The organism is Parageobacillus sp. VR-IP, assembly GCF_013357975.1.
Classification (GTDB): domain Bacteria; phylum Bacillota; class Bacilli; order Bacillales; family Anoxybacillaceae; genus Saccharococcus; species Saccharococcus caldoxylosilyticus.
The window spans coordinates 163,006-180,273 of sequence record NZ_JABVYQ010000003.1 but is presented as its reverse complement, the minus strand read 5'-3'; the positions used below and the strand labels follow the sequence as shown (position 1 = coordinate 180,273).

Sequence of the window (17,268 nt, the reverse complement as noted above, 5' to 3'; positions counted from 1 at the left end):
CGTGCCGCGATTGCGCTTCAATTTCGGAGGTAACAGTGACAACGACAAAGGTGCCATTGTCTTGTAATCTGCTAATGGTCCCGGACGAAGGGCAGCCAAACGTAAAACTGACAACAGGACCGTTTTCTTCATACAAAACCGTAACTGGTGTTTCAAAGCAAACACGCCGACACGAAATGTACCGGTGCGCACAGAAAAAATTAGTTCCGAAAAGCTTTTAACTTTTTCGTCATCTCTTTTGTTTGCGGATAAATCTCGCGGCAAATAGCAAATAACTCCTGGTAATGTGCTACCACCTCTTTTTGCGGCTCAACAACAAGCCCTACCTACTTAAACACGTCCGAACATTACTCGAGCGAATCAAACCAGCCGCAGCCATACGCGACAATCATTGTTGCTCCCAGTCCTGGATCTTGCTCATTTTTTCATTTTTCTACTGAGACGGCAAATATGTCTGCCTGCAATTGCAGCCATTCTCTGCTTTTCGTCCCCCCGCCGATGGAAACGACCGACTCGACCGCTTTTCCACTTACCCTAATGATCTCCGCCTATTCACGTAAAGAAAAACGAACGTCTTCCTTATCGTTTTTCTCTTCCTTTAAGTTTAAATTCATTCACTGCCAACATTTCTTTATTGTTCCAAAGTAATATCAAAACCATTGCTACTATTCCCAATATACCTGCAAAATAAAAGCTGGAACATTCCTATCATAGAATTTAACATTCCCGCGAAATAGAGCCCTCCAAACATCCAGAGAGCATAAATCGCCTGATACGTTCCCATTGCCGTTGCTCGCTTGTCATCATCAATTGATTCAATAGACATTCCTAATAGTAATGGAAAGAGCAATCCTAGCGAAAATCCGTTACATGCTTGTATAATGCATAAAAGTGCTCTTCCCTCAACAATAGGAGTTACAAGAGTAAAAACAGCGCTACAGAAAAACGCCACCGATAATGATCTCCATTTGCCTAATAACGGAACAATCGCCTTCCCTATAAAAAACGTTGCGAACGCATGAGGAATCATAAAAGAAAACACAATAATACTTAAATCGCTCTCTTGAAGTCCTATCTTTAATGCATATGCTGATATAAATCCAAACATGGCAGTAAAAATGATGCTATGAGCTAAAATAGAAAGTATGGAAACTTTTAATAACAACGGTTCCCTCATTACTACTAGTAGATCTCTTATTTGGATAGATGATCGTTGATTGCCTGCCTTTCACGGTTCATAAATGAAAAAGAAAAAGAGTGTGCCAATAATCCCTAAGGCTCCTCCTATCCAAAACGGGGGCATGCCATCCCCATTTATCCACAATATAGCCGCTGCATGTCATACCTATTAGTTGGGTTAAAACAACTATAAAGGAAATTTTGCTCATTGCCTGATGTACTTCCTCAAATCGAAAATAACTGGAATACAATACCGTAAAAGCAACCCATGTTGCAGCAGCAATTCCAGCAAACGACCGCGAAATAAGTGCCCATTCTAAACTATCCGTTAATGCAAACATTAAACCGCTCATCATTGCCATCAACATGCCAAGGATAATAAACGGCTTTCTTCTTTTTACAAAATCAGAAGCTACGCCTATAGGAATACGAAATAAAAATCACATCAGACCATAGCTGCCTAAAACTGCCCCAAACAAATATATATGTTCCTCCCAATAACTCAATATACGGTGATAAGATAGGCATATAAATAAAAAGAGAAAGCCAAAAGAAAAAGGAAACTGCCAGAAGTATAATACGGTCTTTTCTAGACGAATATTTATGCCCCCTTCTCCTCCCTCATTATCCCTGGTTAAACATTAATTATTTTTAAATAAACAATGCATCATTTCTTCTGCCTTTCCTGATGAACCAAATTCACGTATTTTTTGCTTTACGGTATTTTTTACTTCTTCTCTTCCCAAACCAAGATATTTTCTTGGATCATATAAAGCATCATTTTCACTCAATGCACTGCGAATGGCCCGAGTGAATGCTAATTGGTTTTCTGTATTTACATTAATTTTGGCCGTACCTAGCGCAATTGCCCTACGAATATCATGAAAGGGAATTCCCGTTCCGCCATGCAAAACAAGCGGAACGCCTGTCAATTGCTGAATTTGCTCCATTTGTGAAAATCCTAGCTTTGGCTTCCCCCTATATGGTCCGTGAACAGATCCTAATGCAGGCGCCAGACAATCTACACCGGTTTCTTTGATAAACCGTTCACATTCTTCTGGAACTGCATACATCGCCTCTGCCTCATCAACAATCATGTCGTCTTCTTGTCCGCCAATTCTTCCTACTTCCGCCTCTACAGAAACACCAAAAACCCGTGCGGCTTCCACTACTTTTTTTGTCTTTTCAATATTTATCTCTAAAGGATATTGTGAGGCATCGATCATAACAGAAGTAAACCCCGCATCCATCGCCTGCAGGCATTGCTCATACGATGATCCATGATCCAAATGAAGAGCGACTGGAACCGTAATGTTATACTCCTTTATTAATTCTCTCACCATTGCTGCGGCTACCCGCAGTCCGCCCAAATGGGGAATGTAACCTGGACTTACAGCCAAAATCACCGGAGCCTTTTCTTCTTCAGCCGCCAAAAGAATCGCTTGGGTAAATTCTAAATTATTAATATTAAAATGGCCAATCGCATATTTGCCCTCCAACGCCTTACGTAACATACCTGTCATGGATACTAATGGCATCTCTCTTTCCCCTTTCTGACAAACATCTGTTTCTATTGGAAGTTTTCCTAATATTTAAGGTAAAAACAACGTCTGAAATTAATAATATTTCTGTCGAAAACATCATTGTCAGCAATAAGGAAAGAGTATCAAGCTCAAAATGCTTGATACTCTATAACAATTACCAACGTGCTGTAACCATCTTCTTACGTGTATAAAATTCGACCCCATCCATTCCATTGGCATGAAGGTCACCATAAAACGAATTCTTCCATCCAGAGAATGGGAAAAACGCCATCGGTGCCGGTACGCCCAAGTTTACCCCTAACATGCCTGCATCGATTTCATCGCGGAATTTGCGAACATTGCTGCCATCCCTTGTATATATGCAGGCTCCATTAGCAAATGGAGACTTATTCGCAACTTCAATCGCCTCATCCAACGTATTCACTCGAACAATAGATAAAACTGGCGCAAAAATTTCATCTTTCCAAATCGTCATATCCGTTGTGACTCGGTCAAAAATCGTTGGGCCGATAAAATAGCCATTAGCATTCGTTGCAGCATCTTTGCGGCCGTCTCTCACTAAAAGCGCCCCTTCTTTTTCCCCAAGCTCAATATATTTTACCGTCCGTTCTTTATGCGATTCGCGAATGACTGGCCCAAGGAACACATCCTCATCTAATCCGTTTCCAATTTTAATCTCATTCGCCGCTTTTACTAATTTCTCGACAAATGTGTCAGCGATGTCTCCGACGGTAACAACAACCGAAGCAGCCATACATCTTTCGCCAGCCGATCCAAACGCCGCATTAATAATTTGTTGAACTGCTAAATCTAAGTCAGCATCTGGCATCACAATGGAGTGATTTTTCGCCCCAGTGAGAGCTTGGACGCGTTTTCCATATGCAGCGGCTGTCTTATACACATACTCGCCGACAGGTTGGGAACCAACAAAGGAAATGGCCTTCACATCAGGATGCTCTAATAATCCGTTCACCACCTCATGTGCCCCGTGAACAATATTCAGAACACCATCTGGAAGCCCTGCTTCCTTAAACAGTTCCGCTAAACGATTGGCAAGCATTGGCGTACGTTCCGATGGTTTTAAGACAAAAGTATTTCCGCAGGCAATGGCTAATGGAAACATCCAACACGGCACCATCATCGGAAAGTTAAATGGTGTAATTCCGCCAACTACTCCAATTGGATAACGGTACATCCCTGATTCAATATCAGTCGCAATATCAGGGAGTTGTCTTCCCATCATCAGCGTAGGCACTCCCGCTGCAAACTCGACACATTCGATACCGCGTTGGACTTCCCCATATGCTTCATTATAGCTTTTGCCATTCTCTAACGTAACAAGGCGAGCAAGCTCTTCCCAATGTTCAACAAGCAGTTGTTGGTACTTAAATAAAATCCGAGCTCGACGTGGCACCGGCGTTTTGCTCCAAGTTTTAAAAGCTTCTTTCGCCGCTGCGACAGCTTTATTTAAATCCTCTTTACTGGAAATAGGAACATAAGCTAGAACCTCTCCTGTAGCTGGATTCGGAACCACTTCCGTTTTTCCGGAAGTTGCTTCCACCCACTGTCCACCAATATAGTTTTTTAATGTTTGTACTTCAGCCGTTGTTGTCATGTTATTCTTCCTCCTTTGTTTTATTTCGCCACTATTTGATCATTCTTATATTTCTGAATAAATTCTTCAATTTGCTGTAATGTCGGCATCGCGTCGGAGCAGCTATGGCTAGAAATAACAATGGAAGCAGCTGCTGCCCCATATTCCATCGCTTTAGGAATATCCCATCCTTGCATTAATCCATAAATAAAGGCAGCTGCATACGAATCCCCCGCTCCGAACGTTTTGATGACATTCGCTGGGAAAATCGTGCCCTTGAATTTCTCGCCTTCTTTTGTATACGCAATCGAACCGTCTTTCCCATGTTTGATAACGACGATTTTTGCCTGATAATTAAACCATCTTTTCGCCGTTTTCTCATCATCGTTTCGATTGCTCTCAAATTGCTCCATCATATCGAATTCTTCTCGTGTTCCGATGATGACATCGCATTTTTCTGCCGCTAGATTATAATAAATAGCAGTTTCCTCCTGTGAATTCCACGTATAAGGACGATAATCAAGATCAAAGAAGACAACAACACCATGTTTTCTTGCATAGTCGAGCGCTAAGAATACCGCTTCTCTTGATGGGCTTTTCGCCAAAGCCGTTCCCGAAATTAAGAGAACTTTTGCTTGTTTAATATAGTCCTCTTTAACATCCTTTGGTTCCAGTTTTAAATCAGCGACATTGTCCCGATACATAAGAATGCTGCAATCAGTTGGGCTTTTGATTTCAGTGAACGCGAGTCCTGTCACACTTCCTGATTTATCGGTAATAACGTTTGATGTATCAATATTATTTTTTTTCAAATAATTGATAATGAATCTCCCCATCTGATCGTCTGCCACACGACCAATAAATCCTGTTTTCATTCCTAGACGGGACATTCCAATCGTGATATTAGCAGGAGAACCTCCTACATATTTTGTAAATGTTATTGTTTCTTCCATCGGGCGGTTAATTTCATTGGCGTTTAAATCAATACATAACCGTCCGATTGCGATAAAATCTAACGGTTTCTGCAGATCAAATGTTAAATATTTCATCAAACCGCCTCTCTTTTCTTATATGGATGATGAATGTTTGGCTGCTAACTTGCTTTCCATTACCCATTCGTGATCTGGATCATTGTGGAATTTCCATGTTCGAACTGGTCCCGCCATGACATTTAAGTAATACACTTCATATCCCGGCGGTGCTGCAACAGGATGATATCCTTTCGGCACTAAAACAACATCGCCATTTTTGACTACCATTGTTTCATCCAACGAACGATCGTCAGTATACACTCTTTGTATAGCAAATCCATGCTCTGGGTTAATTTTATGATAGTATGTCTCTTCTAAATATGACTCATGAGGCAGATTATCTTGATCATGCTTATGTGGAGGATAGCTAGACCAGTTTCCTTCTGGCGTAAATACTTCTACTACTAGTAAACTATCGGCTTGTTTTTGTTCTGGAAGGATATTGTGTACCCTCCGTTCAATATTTCCAGCACCTCTTACTTCCACTTCCACTTCACGAGGGTGAATTAACCGCGCAGAATAGGTGCCTTTTCCTGGCGCTAAACAGACTGCTAATTCGAGATCAGTGACCGCTTCTACTTCATAGAAATCTCCCGATGGAACATATACGGAATAAGGAGGAATTTTTTCAAACACGTTCATTCGTTCACCGATGTTTTCCCACTGTTTATGCTGGGTCAATACATTTGCTTTTCCGCTAAGAAGAACAAGGCAAGCTTCTTGATTTGCTGTTTCTTTCCGCAATTTTTGCCCTTTTTGCAGAACGTATACTTCAAATCCAATGTATTTCCATCCGGCGGATTCTGGCGTCACCCGCACTACATTCCCTTCCCCATTCGGCGTGTGACTCGAAATAACTAACCGATTCATTTATTTTCTCACCCTTTCATCGTTTTCTAGCAGCCAATAAAGCTTGAACAGTGGCATCAATATAGTCTTTTGCCATTTTTGCATACGTATATGGATGGGCAATAGCAGGATCCTGTTCCGCTTCGACAATAATCCAGCCATCGTATTTAGTTTCCATTAATCTCTCAAAAATTGGAGCAAAATCAATGCAACCATCTCCCGGCACAGTGAACATCCCACGTAATACAGCGCTACGAAAATCAAGCTTTTCCTTTCTCACTTGCTCAAGGACATTAAGTCTGACATCTTTTAAGTGAACATATTGAATACGATCCTCATATTTACGCAATAACTCTAACGGATTATAACCTCCGTATAAAGCGTGACCCGTGTCATACAGCAGATGGACAAGGTTCGGATCGGTTGATTCCATTAAACGATCAATCTCATCCGTTGTTTCTACTACAGTACCGGCATGGAAATGGTAAACCAACTTCATTCCTAAAGTCTGGCATATTTGCGCTGCTCTATGTAATCCTTCTACTAATGATTTCCACTCATTATCCGTTAATTTTTTGATCGTTTTATCCTCTGAGGAACGGCGAGGATCCCAGTGCATCGATCCCCCCATCTCACACACGATGACGTACTCACAACCCATTTCGTGTAAATAATTCACCCATGTTTGAAATGACTGCAGCTCCTCTTCTAAACGTGTTTCATCAGAAAATAATACACCTATAAATTTGCTTGCTAGTTGAATTCCGTATTTTTCTAGTTTCGATTTTAATGATGGAGGGTCTTGCGAAAAAAGCCTCCCCATTTCAGTCGCAATATACCCTAGCGACGCCATTTCCGATAATACTTGATCTTGCGTATAATGGTCGCCAAGACCGGGGATATCATCGTTGACCCAGCTGATTGGGGCGATACCGATTCGAAATGGATTGGTTATTCGCTTATTTGGTTCCATTTTTTACACCTCGTTTTGTCAGTATTTACGTGCCTTTTTCAGCTCATTTTCTTTTCTCATATAGGCTTCCCTTACTTTTGGATTACGGGAGGTTCCTGCAACTCCGACGTGCCACCATGATTCATAGCCATGTGTCATCGTCTTTGGTAGAACCTTAATGTCAATTAACGTTGATATAGTTTGTTTTTTCGCATCCTCGATTGCTTCCTTTAGCTGTTCAAGTGTGTGTACCTTATACGTTTTCACACCATAGCCTGCAGCACTTTGCGCAAAATCGATGGCGATGAACTTTCCGTCCAAACATCCCGTTTCCGTACTACGATAACGGAATTCTGTAGCGAAACTACCCATTCCATTTTCCATTTGTAGGTTGTTAATACATCCAAAACCAGCATTATCAAATAGTACAACATTGATTTTTCTCTGTTCTTGAATACTGGTGATCAACTCTGAATGAAGCATTAAATAACTACCGTCGCCTACGAACGCGTATACCTCTTTATCCGGCTCTGCCATTTTTACTCCAAGAGCTCCGGCGATTTCGTACCCCATACACGAATAGCCATATTCCATGTGATACGTATTTGGTTTACGCGATACCCACATTCGTTGTAAATCACCCGGTAAGCTTCCTGACGCCCCAATGATAATCGCATCTTCATCAATCAGTTCATTGATTACACCTATTACTTCGGTTTGTGTTAAACAGGATTCGAATCTTTCGGAAAACTCCGATAAAGATTCATCAAGATGCCCAGCGATTTCTGGTACAAAATCTTTCCCGGTGTATCTTACTTCATATAAGCGTTTTAATTCAGCATCCCATTTTGATTTTGCTATTTCTATTTCATTTTTATATCCTGAGCGATAATCGATCTTCTCCAGTTCCCGCTCGAGGGCAAGAAGCGCTAGTTTAGCATCAGCCACAATTTTAACTGCATCTAGCTTATACGCATGATATTCCGATACGTTAATGGTTAAAAACTCTACATTTGGATTTTGAAACAACTGTTTTGAACCAGTTGTAAAATCGGAATACCGTGTACCAATTCCAATAACAAGGTCTGCCTCTTTGGCAATCATATTCGCAGCTAGATTGCCGGTTACCCCAATTCCTCCGAGATTGTAAGGATGCGTACTTTCAATGGCACTTTTACCGGCCTGTGTTTCACCATAAGGAATATGAAACTTTTCAGTAAATCTTTTTAATGTTTCCGCTGCTTCGGAATAACGAACACCCCCACCGCAAATAATAATTGGCTTTTTCTTTCTGCGGATCAGCTCCACTGCATCTTTCACTGCGTCAGCAGTCGGTACACGACGCTCAATACGATGAACACGTTTTCGGAAGAAATATTCTGGAAAATCATATACTTCGCCTTGGACATCCTGCGGCAGAGCAATAGTGACTGCACCAGTATCAGCCGGATCCGTCAGCACTCTCATCGCATGAATCATTGCTGTCATGAGTTGTTCCGGACGACTGATTCGATCCCAATACTTACTGACAGCGCGGAAGGCATCATTTGTAGAAATCGTTAAATCGTGATAATGCTCAATTTGCTGAAGAACCGGATCAGGCTGTCTTGTTGCAAACGTGTCCCCTGGAAGTAACAAAACCGGAATATTATTGGCCGAAGCAGTTGCTGCAGCTGTTACCATATTTGCTGAACCTGGTCCTACAGAAGAAGTGCATGCCATAATTTGCTTTCGGTGTTTTTGTTTTGCAAAAGCAATTGCAGCGTGGGCCATCCCCTGTTCATTACGACCTTGATATACTTCTAATTCGCCAGGATCTTCTTCAAGCGCTTGGCCAATACCAAGTACATTCCCATGTCCGAAAATTGTAAAAATTCCTTTGACAAATTTCTGCTCTTTGCCGTCAAATTCAACATACTGTTGATTTAAAAACTTAATTAATGCCTGCGCTGTCGTCAGCCGAACTGTCCCCATCATTTTTCTTCCCACCTTTCTCACGTTCTTCTTAATGCAAAATAGTTGCTTAATATTTTTTTCGTTTTCTCTTTAGCTGTTTTAATCGTTTTTTCTATATCCCATTCCCAATACTCCGGCCGAAACAACTCTACTGAAGCCATTTCATCATAGCCAATCCCTTTTAAAGTATGCAAAATTTGATCTAAATCAATAGCCCCGTCTCCCGGCCATACACGATGATGGTCGCGCAACGCTCCAACCGGCAAATCTTCGCAATCATCAATATGAAATACGAAAATTTTTGATGGGTCTGCCGCTTGTAAATCTTCAATACGGGAATTCATTGCGTGAAAATGGAAACAATCTAGCACCATACCAACATTATCTCGATTCACTTCTTGGACGATATCATATGCTTGAGCAAAGGTATTGACTGAACAATTCGGATATCCGCAAAATTCCAACGCCAACCGCACTCCGTATGGTTCGGCTAATTGTGCTAGCTCGTGCAACACTCGAACCGTTTCTTTTTTGATTTCAAATTTTGTGTAATGACCAATATCAAAGGCCGGAACAGCAATCACCGTTTTGCAATTGATTATTTCGCCAATCTGACATAAAAATTGCAAGTCATTTCGTATTTGTTCATATCCTTCTTGATCTCTGAATGTAATAAACTCTAATGCATTAAATGCATACGGTTTGATTTGATGATGTTCAAAAAATGTTTTTAAGTCTTCTACGGTATGGTCAACAAGAAACTCTCTTAACTTATCTAATCGAATTTCGATCAAGTCATATCCATATTTTTCGCAAAGTTCTAAGTCCTTTTTTAATGTGGAATTTTTCAGCGTAGTCGCTTCGTTAAACGCGATTTTCATTATGATTTCCCCACCCTACGATTTGCGATTTTTGCGAGAATCAATAAATACAGCAACAGTAATAATGACTCCTTTTAAAATTTGTTGCCAATATGGAGAAACATTCAACAAATCTAGTCCGTTATTCATGACACCAATAATAAGCGCGCCAATAATCGTACCGCCAATCGTGCCAATCCCACCGGAAAGACTTGTACCACCAATAACAGCCGCTGCGATTGCGTCTAATTCATACATCAGCCCTGCTGTCGGCTGGCCAGATGATATACGGGATGTTAAAATAATTCCGGCAAGCCCTGATAACAAACCGGCATATCCATATACGAAAATCTTACACTTATCTACATTAACGCCAGCAATAATAGCGGCTTGTTCGTTGCCACCGATAGCATATACATATTTACCGAATTTTGTTTTATTTAGGATAATATATGAAATTAATCCTACAAGCCCAAAGATTATAATCGGAACCGGAATACCTGCTAACGTTCCCTGTCCTATAAATATAAAAGATTCTGACAAATTTCCAATTGGTCTTCCATCACTGAACAACAACGCTGCTCCTCGTGCAGCCGTCATCATTCCTAATGTGACAATAAACGGAGCAATGTTTGCTTTGGAAATAATGGTTCCATTGATAATACCTGTAAGAAGTCCCAAGCCTAGCCCAATGATAATCGGGACGGCAACCGGGTACGTATCTGGATGTGCGAAACTGGCTGCTACAACGGAAACAAGAGCGATTACGGATCCCGATGACAAATCGATTCCAGTGGTAATAATAACGATGGTCACGCCGATAGCGACGATCCCGACGACAGACATCTGTCTAACGATGTTTAATAAATTTCCTGTTGTGAAAAAAGTTGGGGAAAGGATTGACATCAAAATGATCAACGCAACAAGGATCATTAACATACCATATCGATTTAAAAATCGATAGATTTTTTCTTTAGAGGTAGAAGATGCACCCGATTTTTCTCGTTTATTGACAACAGAAATTTGGCTTTCCATGTTCATTCCTCCAATCGTTATAGCTTGTTTTCTGCCAATTCCCCTGTCGCTAACTGCATGATGCGTTCTTGTGTTGCTTCTTCTCTAGTTAATTCGCCTGTTTTTCTTCCCTCATGCATTACGATAACCCGATCGCTTAATCCTAATATTTCCGGCAGTTCTGAAGAAACCACAACGATCGCTTTTCCCTTCCTCGCTAACTCAAAAATCAAATTATAAATTTCTGATTTTGCACCAACGTCAATTCCCCTTGTTGGTTCATCGAGAAGCAAAATGTCAGGGTCATGAAGCAGCCATCTAGCGATTAACGCTTTTTGCTGATTTCCTCCACTTAAATATTTAATAAGTTGTTGCAAGCTAGGTGTTTTAATAGCAAGTTGCTCAGTCAGTCTCTGGCAGTCATCATGAATTTTTCTTTGTTGTAAAAATCCTGCTTTTGCATATTGATCGACAGTTACAGTAATCATATTGTCTTGAACGGATAATGGTAAAAATAATCCAGTCAGCTTTCGATCTTCTGTTAATAATCCCATTCCATATTTGATCGCGTCTTTTGTGGAGCTAATGTTTACTTTATTGCCATTAATATAGATTTCGCCAGAATCAGGCCGAGTAATTCCAAAGATGCTCTCTAACACTTCTGTTCTCCCAGAACCCATCAAACCGGCAAATCCTACAATTTCCCCTTTCCGTACTTCAAAACTAATATCCTCAAACTTTCCTTTTTTCGTTAATCCTTTTACTGATAATGCCACTTCTCCAATTTGGGCAGGTTTTTTATGAAAAATTTGATTTAATTCTCTTCCTACCATCATTTTGATCAATTCATCTTTCGAAATCTGATTGCTTGGTCTCGTTCCTATATACTTTCCATCTCTTAATACTGTTACTTCATCTGTAATCTGCTCTACCTCATCCATCTTATGGGTAATATAAATAATTGACACGCCTTCTTTTTTCAAGGCACGAATAATGTTAAACAGATGGTGAACTTCCTTCTCCGTAATAGCGGATGTTGGTTCATCCATAATGATTAGTTTAGAATTATAAGAAATAGCTTTCGCGATTTCCACCATTTGTGTATTAGCAATACTGAGGTCGGACATTTTAGTATTTGGATCAATATGGATTCCCAGTCTTTCAAATAACCTTCTTGTTTTTTCTTCCAACTCTTTCGTTTTCACCCATCCTGTGAAGCCATAACTAGGTTCTCTTCCTAAAAAAATGTTTTCTGCTACTGTCATATTGGGGATCGGGCTAAGTTCTTGATGAATCATAGAAATCCCTTTATCAAGTGCTTGCTTAATATTGGAAAATTTTAATTCCTCTCCATCAAATATAATTTTTCCTTTATCAGGAGTATAAATTCCTATTAGTATTTTCATTAATGTCGATTTTCCAGCCCCATTCTCTCCCATTAGTGCATGGACAGTGCCTTTTTTTACTTTAAGTTGCACACCGTCTAACGCCTTAACCCCAGGAAACTCTTTTGTAATATCAATCATTTCTAACACATGATCTTTGCTCATAGGCTTTCCCTCATTTTCGCTAAGATTATTCCTTTTTAGGAAGAAGATTGACCGCAACAATATCCTTCCCTTTGGCTATAATAATGTTGTTATTGCCACTTCTTGATGTACTCTTCTACATTATCTTTCGTTACTAATTCGTACGGAATCCAATTAAACTTTTCTACTTTTTCTCCTTTTGCCGCTTTAATCGCAATTTCTAGTCCACCTTGACCTTGTCCTTTGGCATTTTGGAAAACAGTTACTTTTAATTTCCCAGATTTCACATATTCTAAAGCATCAGGTGTAGCATCAACTCCAGCTACAATGACGTCATCAAGCTTTCCTGCATCTTCCAATGCCATAATAGCCCCGATCGCCATCTCATCATTATTGCACACCACTGCATCAATTTTCTTTCCAGACTGAAGCCAATTTTCCATTAAAGACATACCTTTCGCTCTATCCCATTCTGCAGTTCCTTCCAGTACAATCTTCATACCCGGATATTTTTTAATAACTTGTTTATTTCCTTCTGTTCTTTTAATTTGTGCCTCATGCCCCATCTGTCCGTTCATAATCGCAATTTTGCCTTTTCCGTGAAGTAATTTCGCCACTTCTTCCATTTGCATGATACCTGCTTTAATGGACTCTGAACCAACATAAGCAGTAGCTTTATCTACACCATCAAAAATTCTATTAACGACTACAATCGGAATGTTCGCTTGATTCGCTTTATCAACCATTTCTGGTGCAGAAACCGTGTCTACGGGTACTAATACAATCGCATCGACTTTTTGTTGAATGAAATTTTCGACTTGAGATAACTGTTTACTAGCATCATTCATTGCATCAACGTAGATCACTTCAACATCTTTTTGAGTTTTGGCATATTCTTTCATTCCATCTTGCAAATAACTGAGCCATTTATCATCAAAATCCGGAAGAGCAGCTCCAATTACAATTTTTCCTGACTTATCCCCTGATGTTTGCACAGTTTCCTGTTTTCCAGTACACCCAACTAACAGAGTAAAACTAAACAGTAATACAAACATGAACGAAACCCACTTCTTTTTGACCTTCATTTTTACCCTTTTCCCCCTTGTTTTTTATGTGGTAAACGAGCTCGTGACAGCATCGTTACCTTCTTCGAAATTAATAACTTTTCTCTAGACACTCTCCCTTGATATGAACCGTTTTGCCGCTATCAAATGACTCCGTCGCTGCAATAGCGATTTTTAAATTTACTTTGCCATCCATTTCAGTTACTTTTGGAATTTGATTATTTTGGACACATTCAATAAAATGAACAAGTTCTAAGCGATAGGCATCGTTAAATCTCGTTTGAAAGTCGGGGATAATCTCATATGTACTGCCTTTCGAATTTAATAACGTCACATTTTGGTTGCGAAGCGTCCCGATAAAAAGTGACCCTTCCGTACCAATAATTTCGGTGCGAATATCGTGACCGTAAGGAGAGTTACGGCTTGCTTCAATATCGCCCGCCGCACCAGAATCAAAGTATACATACGTAATCGCTTGATCGACATCTTTAAACTCTTCCATAAATGGATGCAATAATACTCTTCCATGAGCAGAAACGGACGTAATTTCGGCTCCCATCAAATATCTCGCAATATCATAATCATGAATAGAGACATCTAAAAACACGCGACCGCTATGTTTAATAAATTCCGCAGGCGGCGAACCAGCATCGCGAGTAATTCCTTTAAAATAGATTGGTTTTCCAATATCTCCGGCTTCAATTCTTCGCTTTGCCTCAGCATAGGCAGGATCAAATCTTCTCATAAAACCAACTTGGCAAATGACATTATACTGTTTAATGGTTTGAATGATTTCATCCGCTTCTTCTAAACTTTGTGTAAGCGGTTTTTCAACAAAGATCGCTTTCCCATTTCTCGCCGCGCGTTGAATCATATCCGCATGGGTACTTGTCGGAGTCACAATAATGACCGCATCAATGTGTGGGTCTTCAAAAACTTCGTCTGGATTTTTCGTCCAATGCTCAATTCCAAATTGTTTAGCAAACTGTTCAGCACGGCCTTCCATCGGATCGACAACGCTGACTAATTGAGCACCGCCAATTTGATGAGTAGCTAAGTTTTTAGAATGGTGATAACCTAACCGGCCTAAGCCGAGAACAGCACACCGAACTGTCATAAAACAACACACCCTTCGAATAATGTAATCGCTTTCTTCAACTGATAAAGAAGATTCCGATTTATCTACTAGCAATATTCCTTCACATCAATTCGTTTGCAATTGTGTCGATTTTAATAATTCAGATACTTTGACCCATTTGCCTGTTTGCACAGAACGTTCGACAGCTTCTAATACCGCTTGATTGCGAACACCATCTTCGAAATTAGGGGAAGGGCTGTATCCGTTTGCAATTCCGTTCATCATTTCAGCCAATAAGTTGATAAATGTGTGCTCATAACCAATAATGTGACCAGCCGGCCAATAAGCTGATGCATATGGATGTTCTACTTCCGTACAGTTAATGGTGCGAAATCCTTGTAAACCGCGTTCGTCCTCTTCTAAATAGACTTGCAGGTTGTTCATATTTTCCATATCCCAGCGGATCGAACCGCGTTCTCCATTAATTTCGAAGCGATTTCCGGCACGGTTTCCTCTGCTAAAACGGGTCACTTCGAATACACCTAACGCTCCATTTTCAAAGCGAGCCAGAAATGCGGAGGCATCGTCCACGTCAACTTCTCCCCATTCATCACTTTCTGCGCGTCCTTTTAAATGAATGTCCATATCGCCTAATGGACGCTTTTTAATGAACGTTTCCATCATTCCGACTACTTCGCTAAATTCCCCTACTAAGAAACGTGCCAAATCAATAATATGTGCCCCGAGATCTCCGTGTGTGCCTGAGCCGGATACCTCTTTTTTCAGTCGCCATATTAATGGGAAATTAGGGTCCATCAGCCAATCTTGCAAGAATGTCGCACGAATATGATAAATTTTCCCTAGCCGACCTTGTTCAATTAATTGTTTGGCAAACCGGACAGCCGGAGCAAACCGGTAATTGTGACAAATCATATGGACAACACCGGCTTTTTTCACGGCCTCGAGCATTTCTAAAGATTGTTCCAAAGTTAACGCTAGCGGTTTTTCACAAATAATATGTTTTCCTGCTTTCGCTGCAGCAATGGTAATCTCGGCATGCGTATTGTTCGGTGTAACGATATCAATGACGTCAATATCATCACGCTCAATGAGGCGGCGCCAATCGGTTTCATATGATGCCCATCCCATCTTTTCAGCTGCCTGTTTTACCCCTTGTTCGTTTCTTCCGGCAATTGCTTGTAAAACCGGAACAACTTCAGTATCAAAGAAAAAGGGAATATCGCGAAAAGCATGGCTATGGGCTTTTCCCATAAATTTATAACCAACCATTCCAATTCGAACTTGCTTTTTTCCCATCTCATCACCTACTTTTTTATGGAGTCGAAGTCGTTTGGCGGAAATCAATCATTTTTCCAGTTTTTGCACTTTCATATATTGCTTCTAATAGTTGAATGGATCGAAACCCATCTTCAGCTGTAACCGGAGGCTTCGTTCCGTGAATAATGGCATCGATAAATAAACGATCTTCCTCCGCATATCCCCATTTTTCTTCAACGGATAATTGATAAAAATCACTAATTTGTGCTGGTTGGTGCAATCCTGGTGCATACATGACCTTTTCCAGCTCTTGCGTCGCAACCGTACAATATTTTCCGTAAACCTCTAGACTCTCGAATGGGAAACTCCATCCGGCATGAGCATAAGTCACAAAGTTAACAAGAGTTCCTGATGCAAAAGTTATCATAATTGCAAATGTATCTAATTCAACCTCGGAAATATTTTGTCTAGCTTCACAATAAACCGTTTGCACTTCTCCAAATAAATACCGACACAAATCCATTAAATGAAAGGGAGTTTCATATAAAAATCCACCTGTAACTTTTGGATTCGCTGTCCACGCAGGATTTAATAATTCACCGCGATTCATTTTGACGTTTGCTAAATATGGAGTTACTTCTCCTGAAGCGATGAGCTCTTTTACCTTTTTATAAACAGACGCGTATCGGCGATTCATTCCCAAATTGTATATTGCTTTTGATGTCTTGGCCGCCTTTTTTATTTGTTCCGCTTCTTCCAAAGAAGTAGCCATTGGTTTTTCGGAAAACACATGAACATTTTGTTGTAAACATTTCAACACAGGTTCTACATGCAATGTGTTTGGAGTTGTCACATAAACCGCATCCACACCAAGTTCGAACAAGTCTTCTAAACTTTTAACTGGCTTCGCACTTCCAGCTTCTTTTGCCAGTGCCGCCGCCCGTTCTTCTACAATATCTGCTACTCCAACAATCTGAACTCGCTCATCTTTTTTAAGAATTGACGTATGTACCTTAGCGATTCCTCCTGCGCCTAAGACCCCTATCTTCACTTGTTCCATAACTTTCTTTTCTCCTTCCGGTTAATTTAATCAAAAAACGTTATTAGAGGAAGCGCTTTCCCTCATACTTTTAACTTTCTATTCACATGTAATAAAACAAAAGTAACATGTATAGCTTTTTAGTTAATAAAGCTATGAAAATTAATGGGCAAGCGCTTTCCTATTTACTTTCATTTTAACTGTAACCACTTATCTTATCAACTATTTTTTCTTAATTTATAAAATTTTTGTTATAAAATAAATATTCATGAAAAATAAGAAAAATAGGGAGCAATTTGTC

Annotated in this window: 14 protein-coding genes and 2 pseudogenes; 1 reads left to right on the top strand and 15 read right to left on the bottom strand. The window is 40.2% G+C overall.

What is annotated here, in order from left to right; genetic code table 11:
* Positions 1-35: 35 nt before the first annotated feature.
* Positions 36-221 carry a hypothetical protein gene (locus HT574_RS08995; protein ID WP_175244212.1) on the top strand — a complete coding sequence of 62 codons (186 nt, stop codon included), beginning with the start codon at positions 36-38 and terminating at the stop codon, positions 219-221.
* Here HT574_RS08995 and HT574_RS08990 read toward each other — a convergent pair.
* From HT574_RS08990 to HT574_RS08920, 15 genes and pseudogenes are all read right to left on the bottom strand, one after another.
* A pseudogene (locus HT574_RS08990) lies at positions 201-578 on the bottom strand (FGGY-family carbohydrate kinase); the annotation flags it as partial. The gene HT574_RS08995 and the pseudogene HT574_RS08990 overlap by 21 nt on opposite strands.
* Before the next feature lies 1 nt (position 579).
* Positions 580-1,755, bottom strand: a pseudogene (locus HT574_RS20490) (MFS transporter).
* 65 nt (positions 1,756-1,820) lie between these two features.
* Positions 1,821-2,717 carry a class II fructose-1,6-bisphosphate aldolase gene (gene fba / locus HT574_RS08980; protein ID WP_081162278.1) on the bottom strand — a complete coding sequence of 299 codons (897 nt, stop codon included), beginning with the start codon at positions 2,715-2,717 and terminating at the stop codon, positions 1,821-1,823.
* A gap of 160 nt (positions 2,718-2,877) precedes the next feature.
* Entirely contained in the window at positions 2,878-4,338 is a 1,461-nt protein-coding gene (locus tag HT574_RS08975) for a CoA-acylating methylmalonate-semialdehyde dehydrogenase (protein ID WP_175244324.1), read from the bottom strand.
* Positions 4,339-4,358: 20 nt separating this feature from the next.
* Positions 4,359-5,366 carry a 5-dehydro-2-deoxygluconokinase gene (gene iolC / locus HT574_RS08970; RefSeq protein WP_175244323.1) on the bottom strand — a complete coding sequence of 336 codons (1,008 nt, stop codon included), beginning with the start codon at positions 5,364-5,366 and terminating at the stop codon, positions 4,359-4,361.
* Between the two features lie 18 nt (positions 5,367-5,384).
* Positions 5,385-6,218: a 5-deoxy-glucuronate isomerase gene (gene iolB / locus HT574_RS08965; protein WP_175244322.1), complete on the bottom strand. Its 834-nt coding sequence runs from the start codon at positions 6,216-6,218 to the stop codon at positions 5,385-5,387.
* 16 nt (positions 6,219-6,234) lie between these two features.
* A complete protein-coding gene (gene iolE / locus HT574_RS08960; RefSeq protein ID WP_175244321.1) occupies positions 6,235-7,170 on the bottom strand; it encodes a myo-inosose-2 dehydratase in 936 nt (311 codons plus the stop codon).
* 18 nt (positions 7,171-7,188) lie between these two features.
* Positions 7,189-9,123, bottom strand: coding sequence for a 3D-(3,5/4)-trihydroxycyclohexane-1,2-dione acylhydrolase (decyclizing) (gene iolD, locus HT574_RS08955; protein ID WP_175244566.1), 1,935 nt, complete (start codon positions 9,121-9,123; stop codon positions 7,189-7,191).
* A 20-nt stretch (positions 9,124-9,143) separates the two neighbouring features.
* A complete protein-coding gene (locus HT574_RS08950) occupies positions 9,144-9,986 on the bottom strand; it encodes a sugar phosphate isomerase/epimerase family protein (RefSeq protein ID WP_175244320.1) in 843 nt (280 codons plus the stop codon).
* Between the two features lie 15 nt (positions 9,987-10,001).
* Positions 10,002-11,000 (bottom strand): ABC transporter permease, encoded by a 999-nt coding sequence (locus tag HT574_RS08945; RefSeq protein WP_175244319.1) that lies wholly within the window; start codon positions 10,998-11,000, stop codon positions 10,002-10,004.
* Positions 11,001-11,017: 17 nt separating this feature from the next.
* Entirely contained in the window at positions 11,018-12,529 is a 1,512-nt protein-coding gene (locus HT574_RS08940; RefSeq protein WP_175244318.1) for a sugar ABC transporter ATP-binding protein, read from the bottom strand.
* 89 nt (positions 12,530-12,618) lie between these two features.
* On the bottom strand, positions 12,619-13,593 hold the full coding sequence (locus HT574_RS08935) for a sugar ABC transporter substrate-binding protein (protein WP_175244317.1): 975 nt from the start codon (positions 13,591-13,593) through the stop codon (positions 12,619-12,621).
* Positions 13,594-13,663: 70 nt separating this feature from the next.
* A complete protein-coding gene (locus HT574_RS08930) occupies positions 13,664-14,689 on the bottom strand; it encodes a Gfo/Idh/MocA family oxidoreductase (RefSeq protein ID WP_175244316.1) in 1,026 nt (341 codons plus the stop codon).
* An 87-nt stretch (positions 14,690-14,776) separates the two neighbouring features.
* The gene (locus HT574_RS08925; RefSeq protein ID WP_175244315.1) at positions 14,777-15,967 is read right to left on the bottom strand and encodes a Gfo/Idh/MocA family protein; all 1,191 of its coding nucleotides are present in this window, start codon (positions 15,965-15,967) and stop codon (positions 14,777-14,779) included.
* 16 nt (positions 15,968-15,983) lie between these two features.
* A complete protein-coding gene (locus HT574_RS08920; protein ID WP_175244314.1) occupies positions 15,984-16,988 on the bottom strand; it encodes a Gfo/Idh/MocA family protein in 1,005 nt (334 codons plus the stop codon).
* Positions 16,989-17,268: the final 280 nt, after the last annotated feature.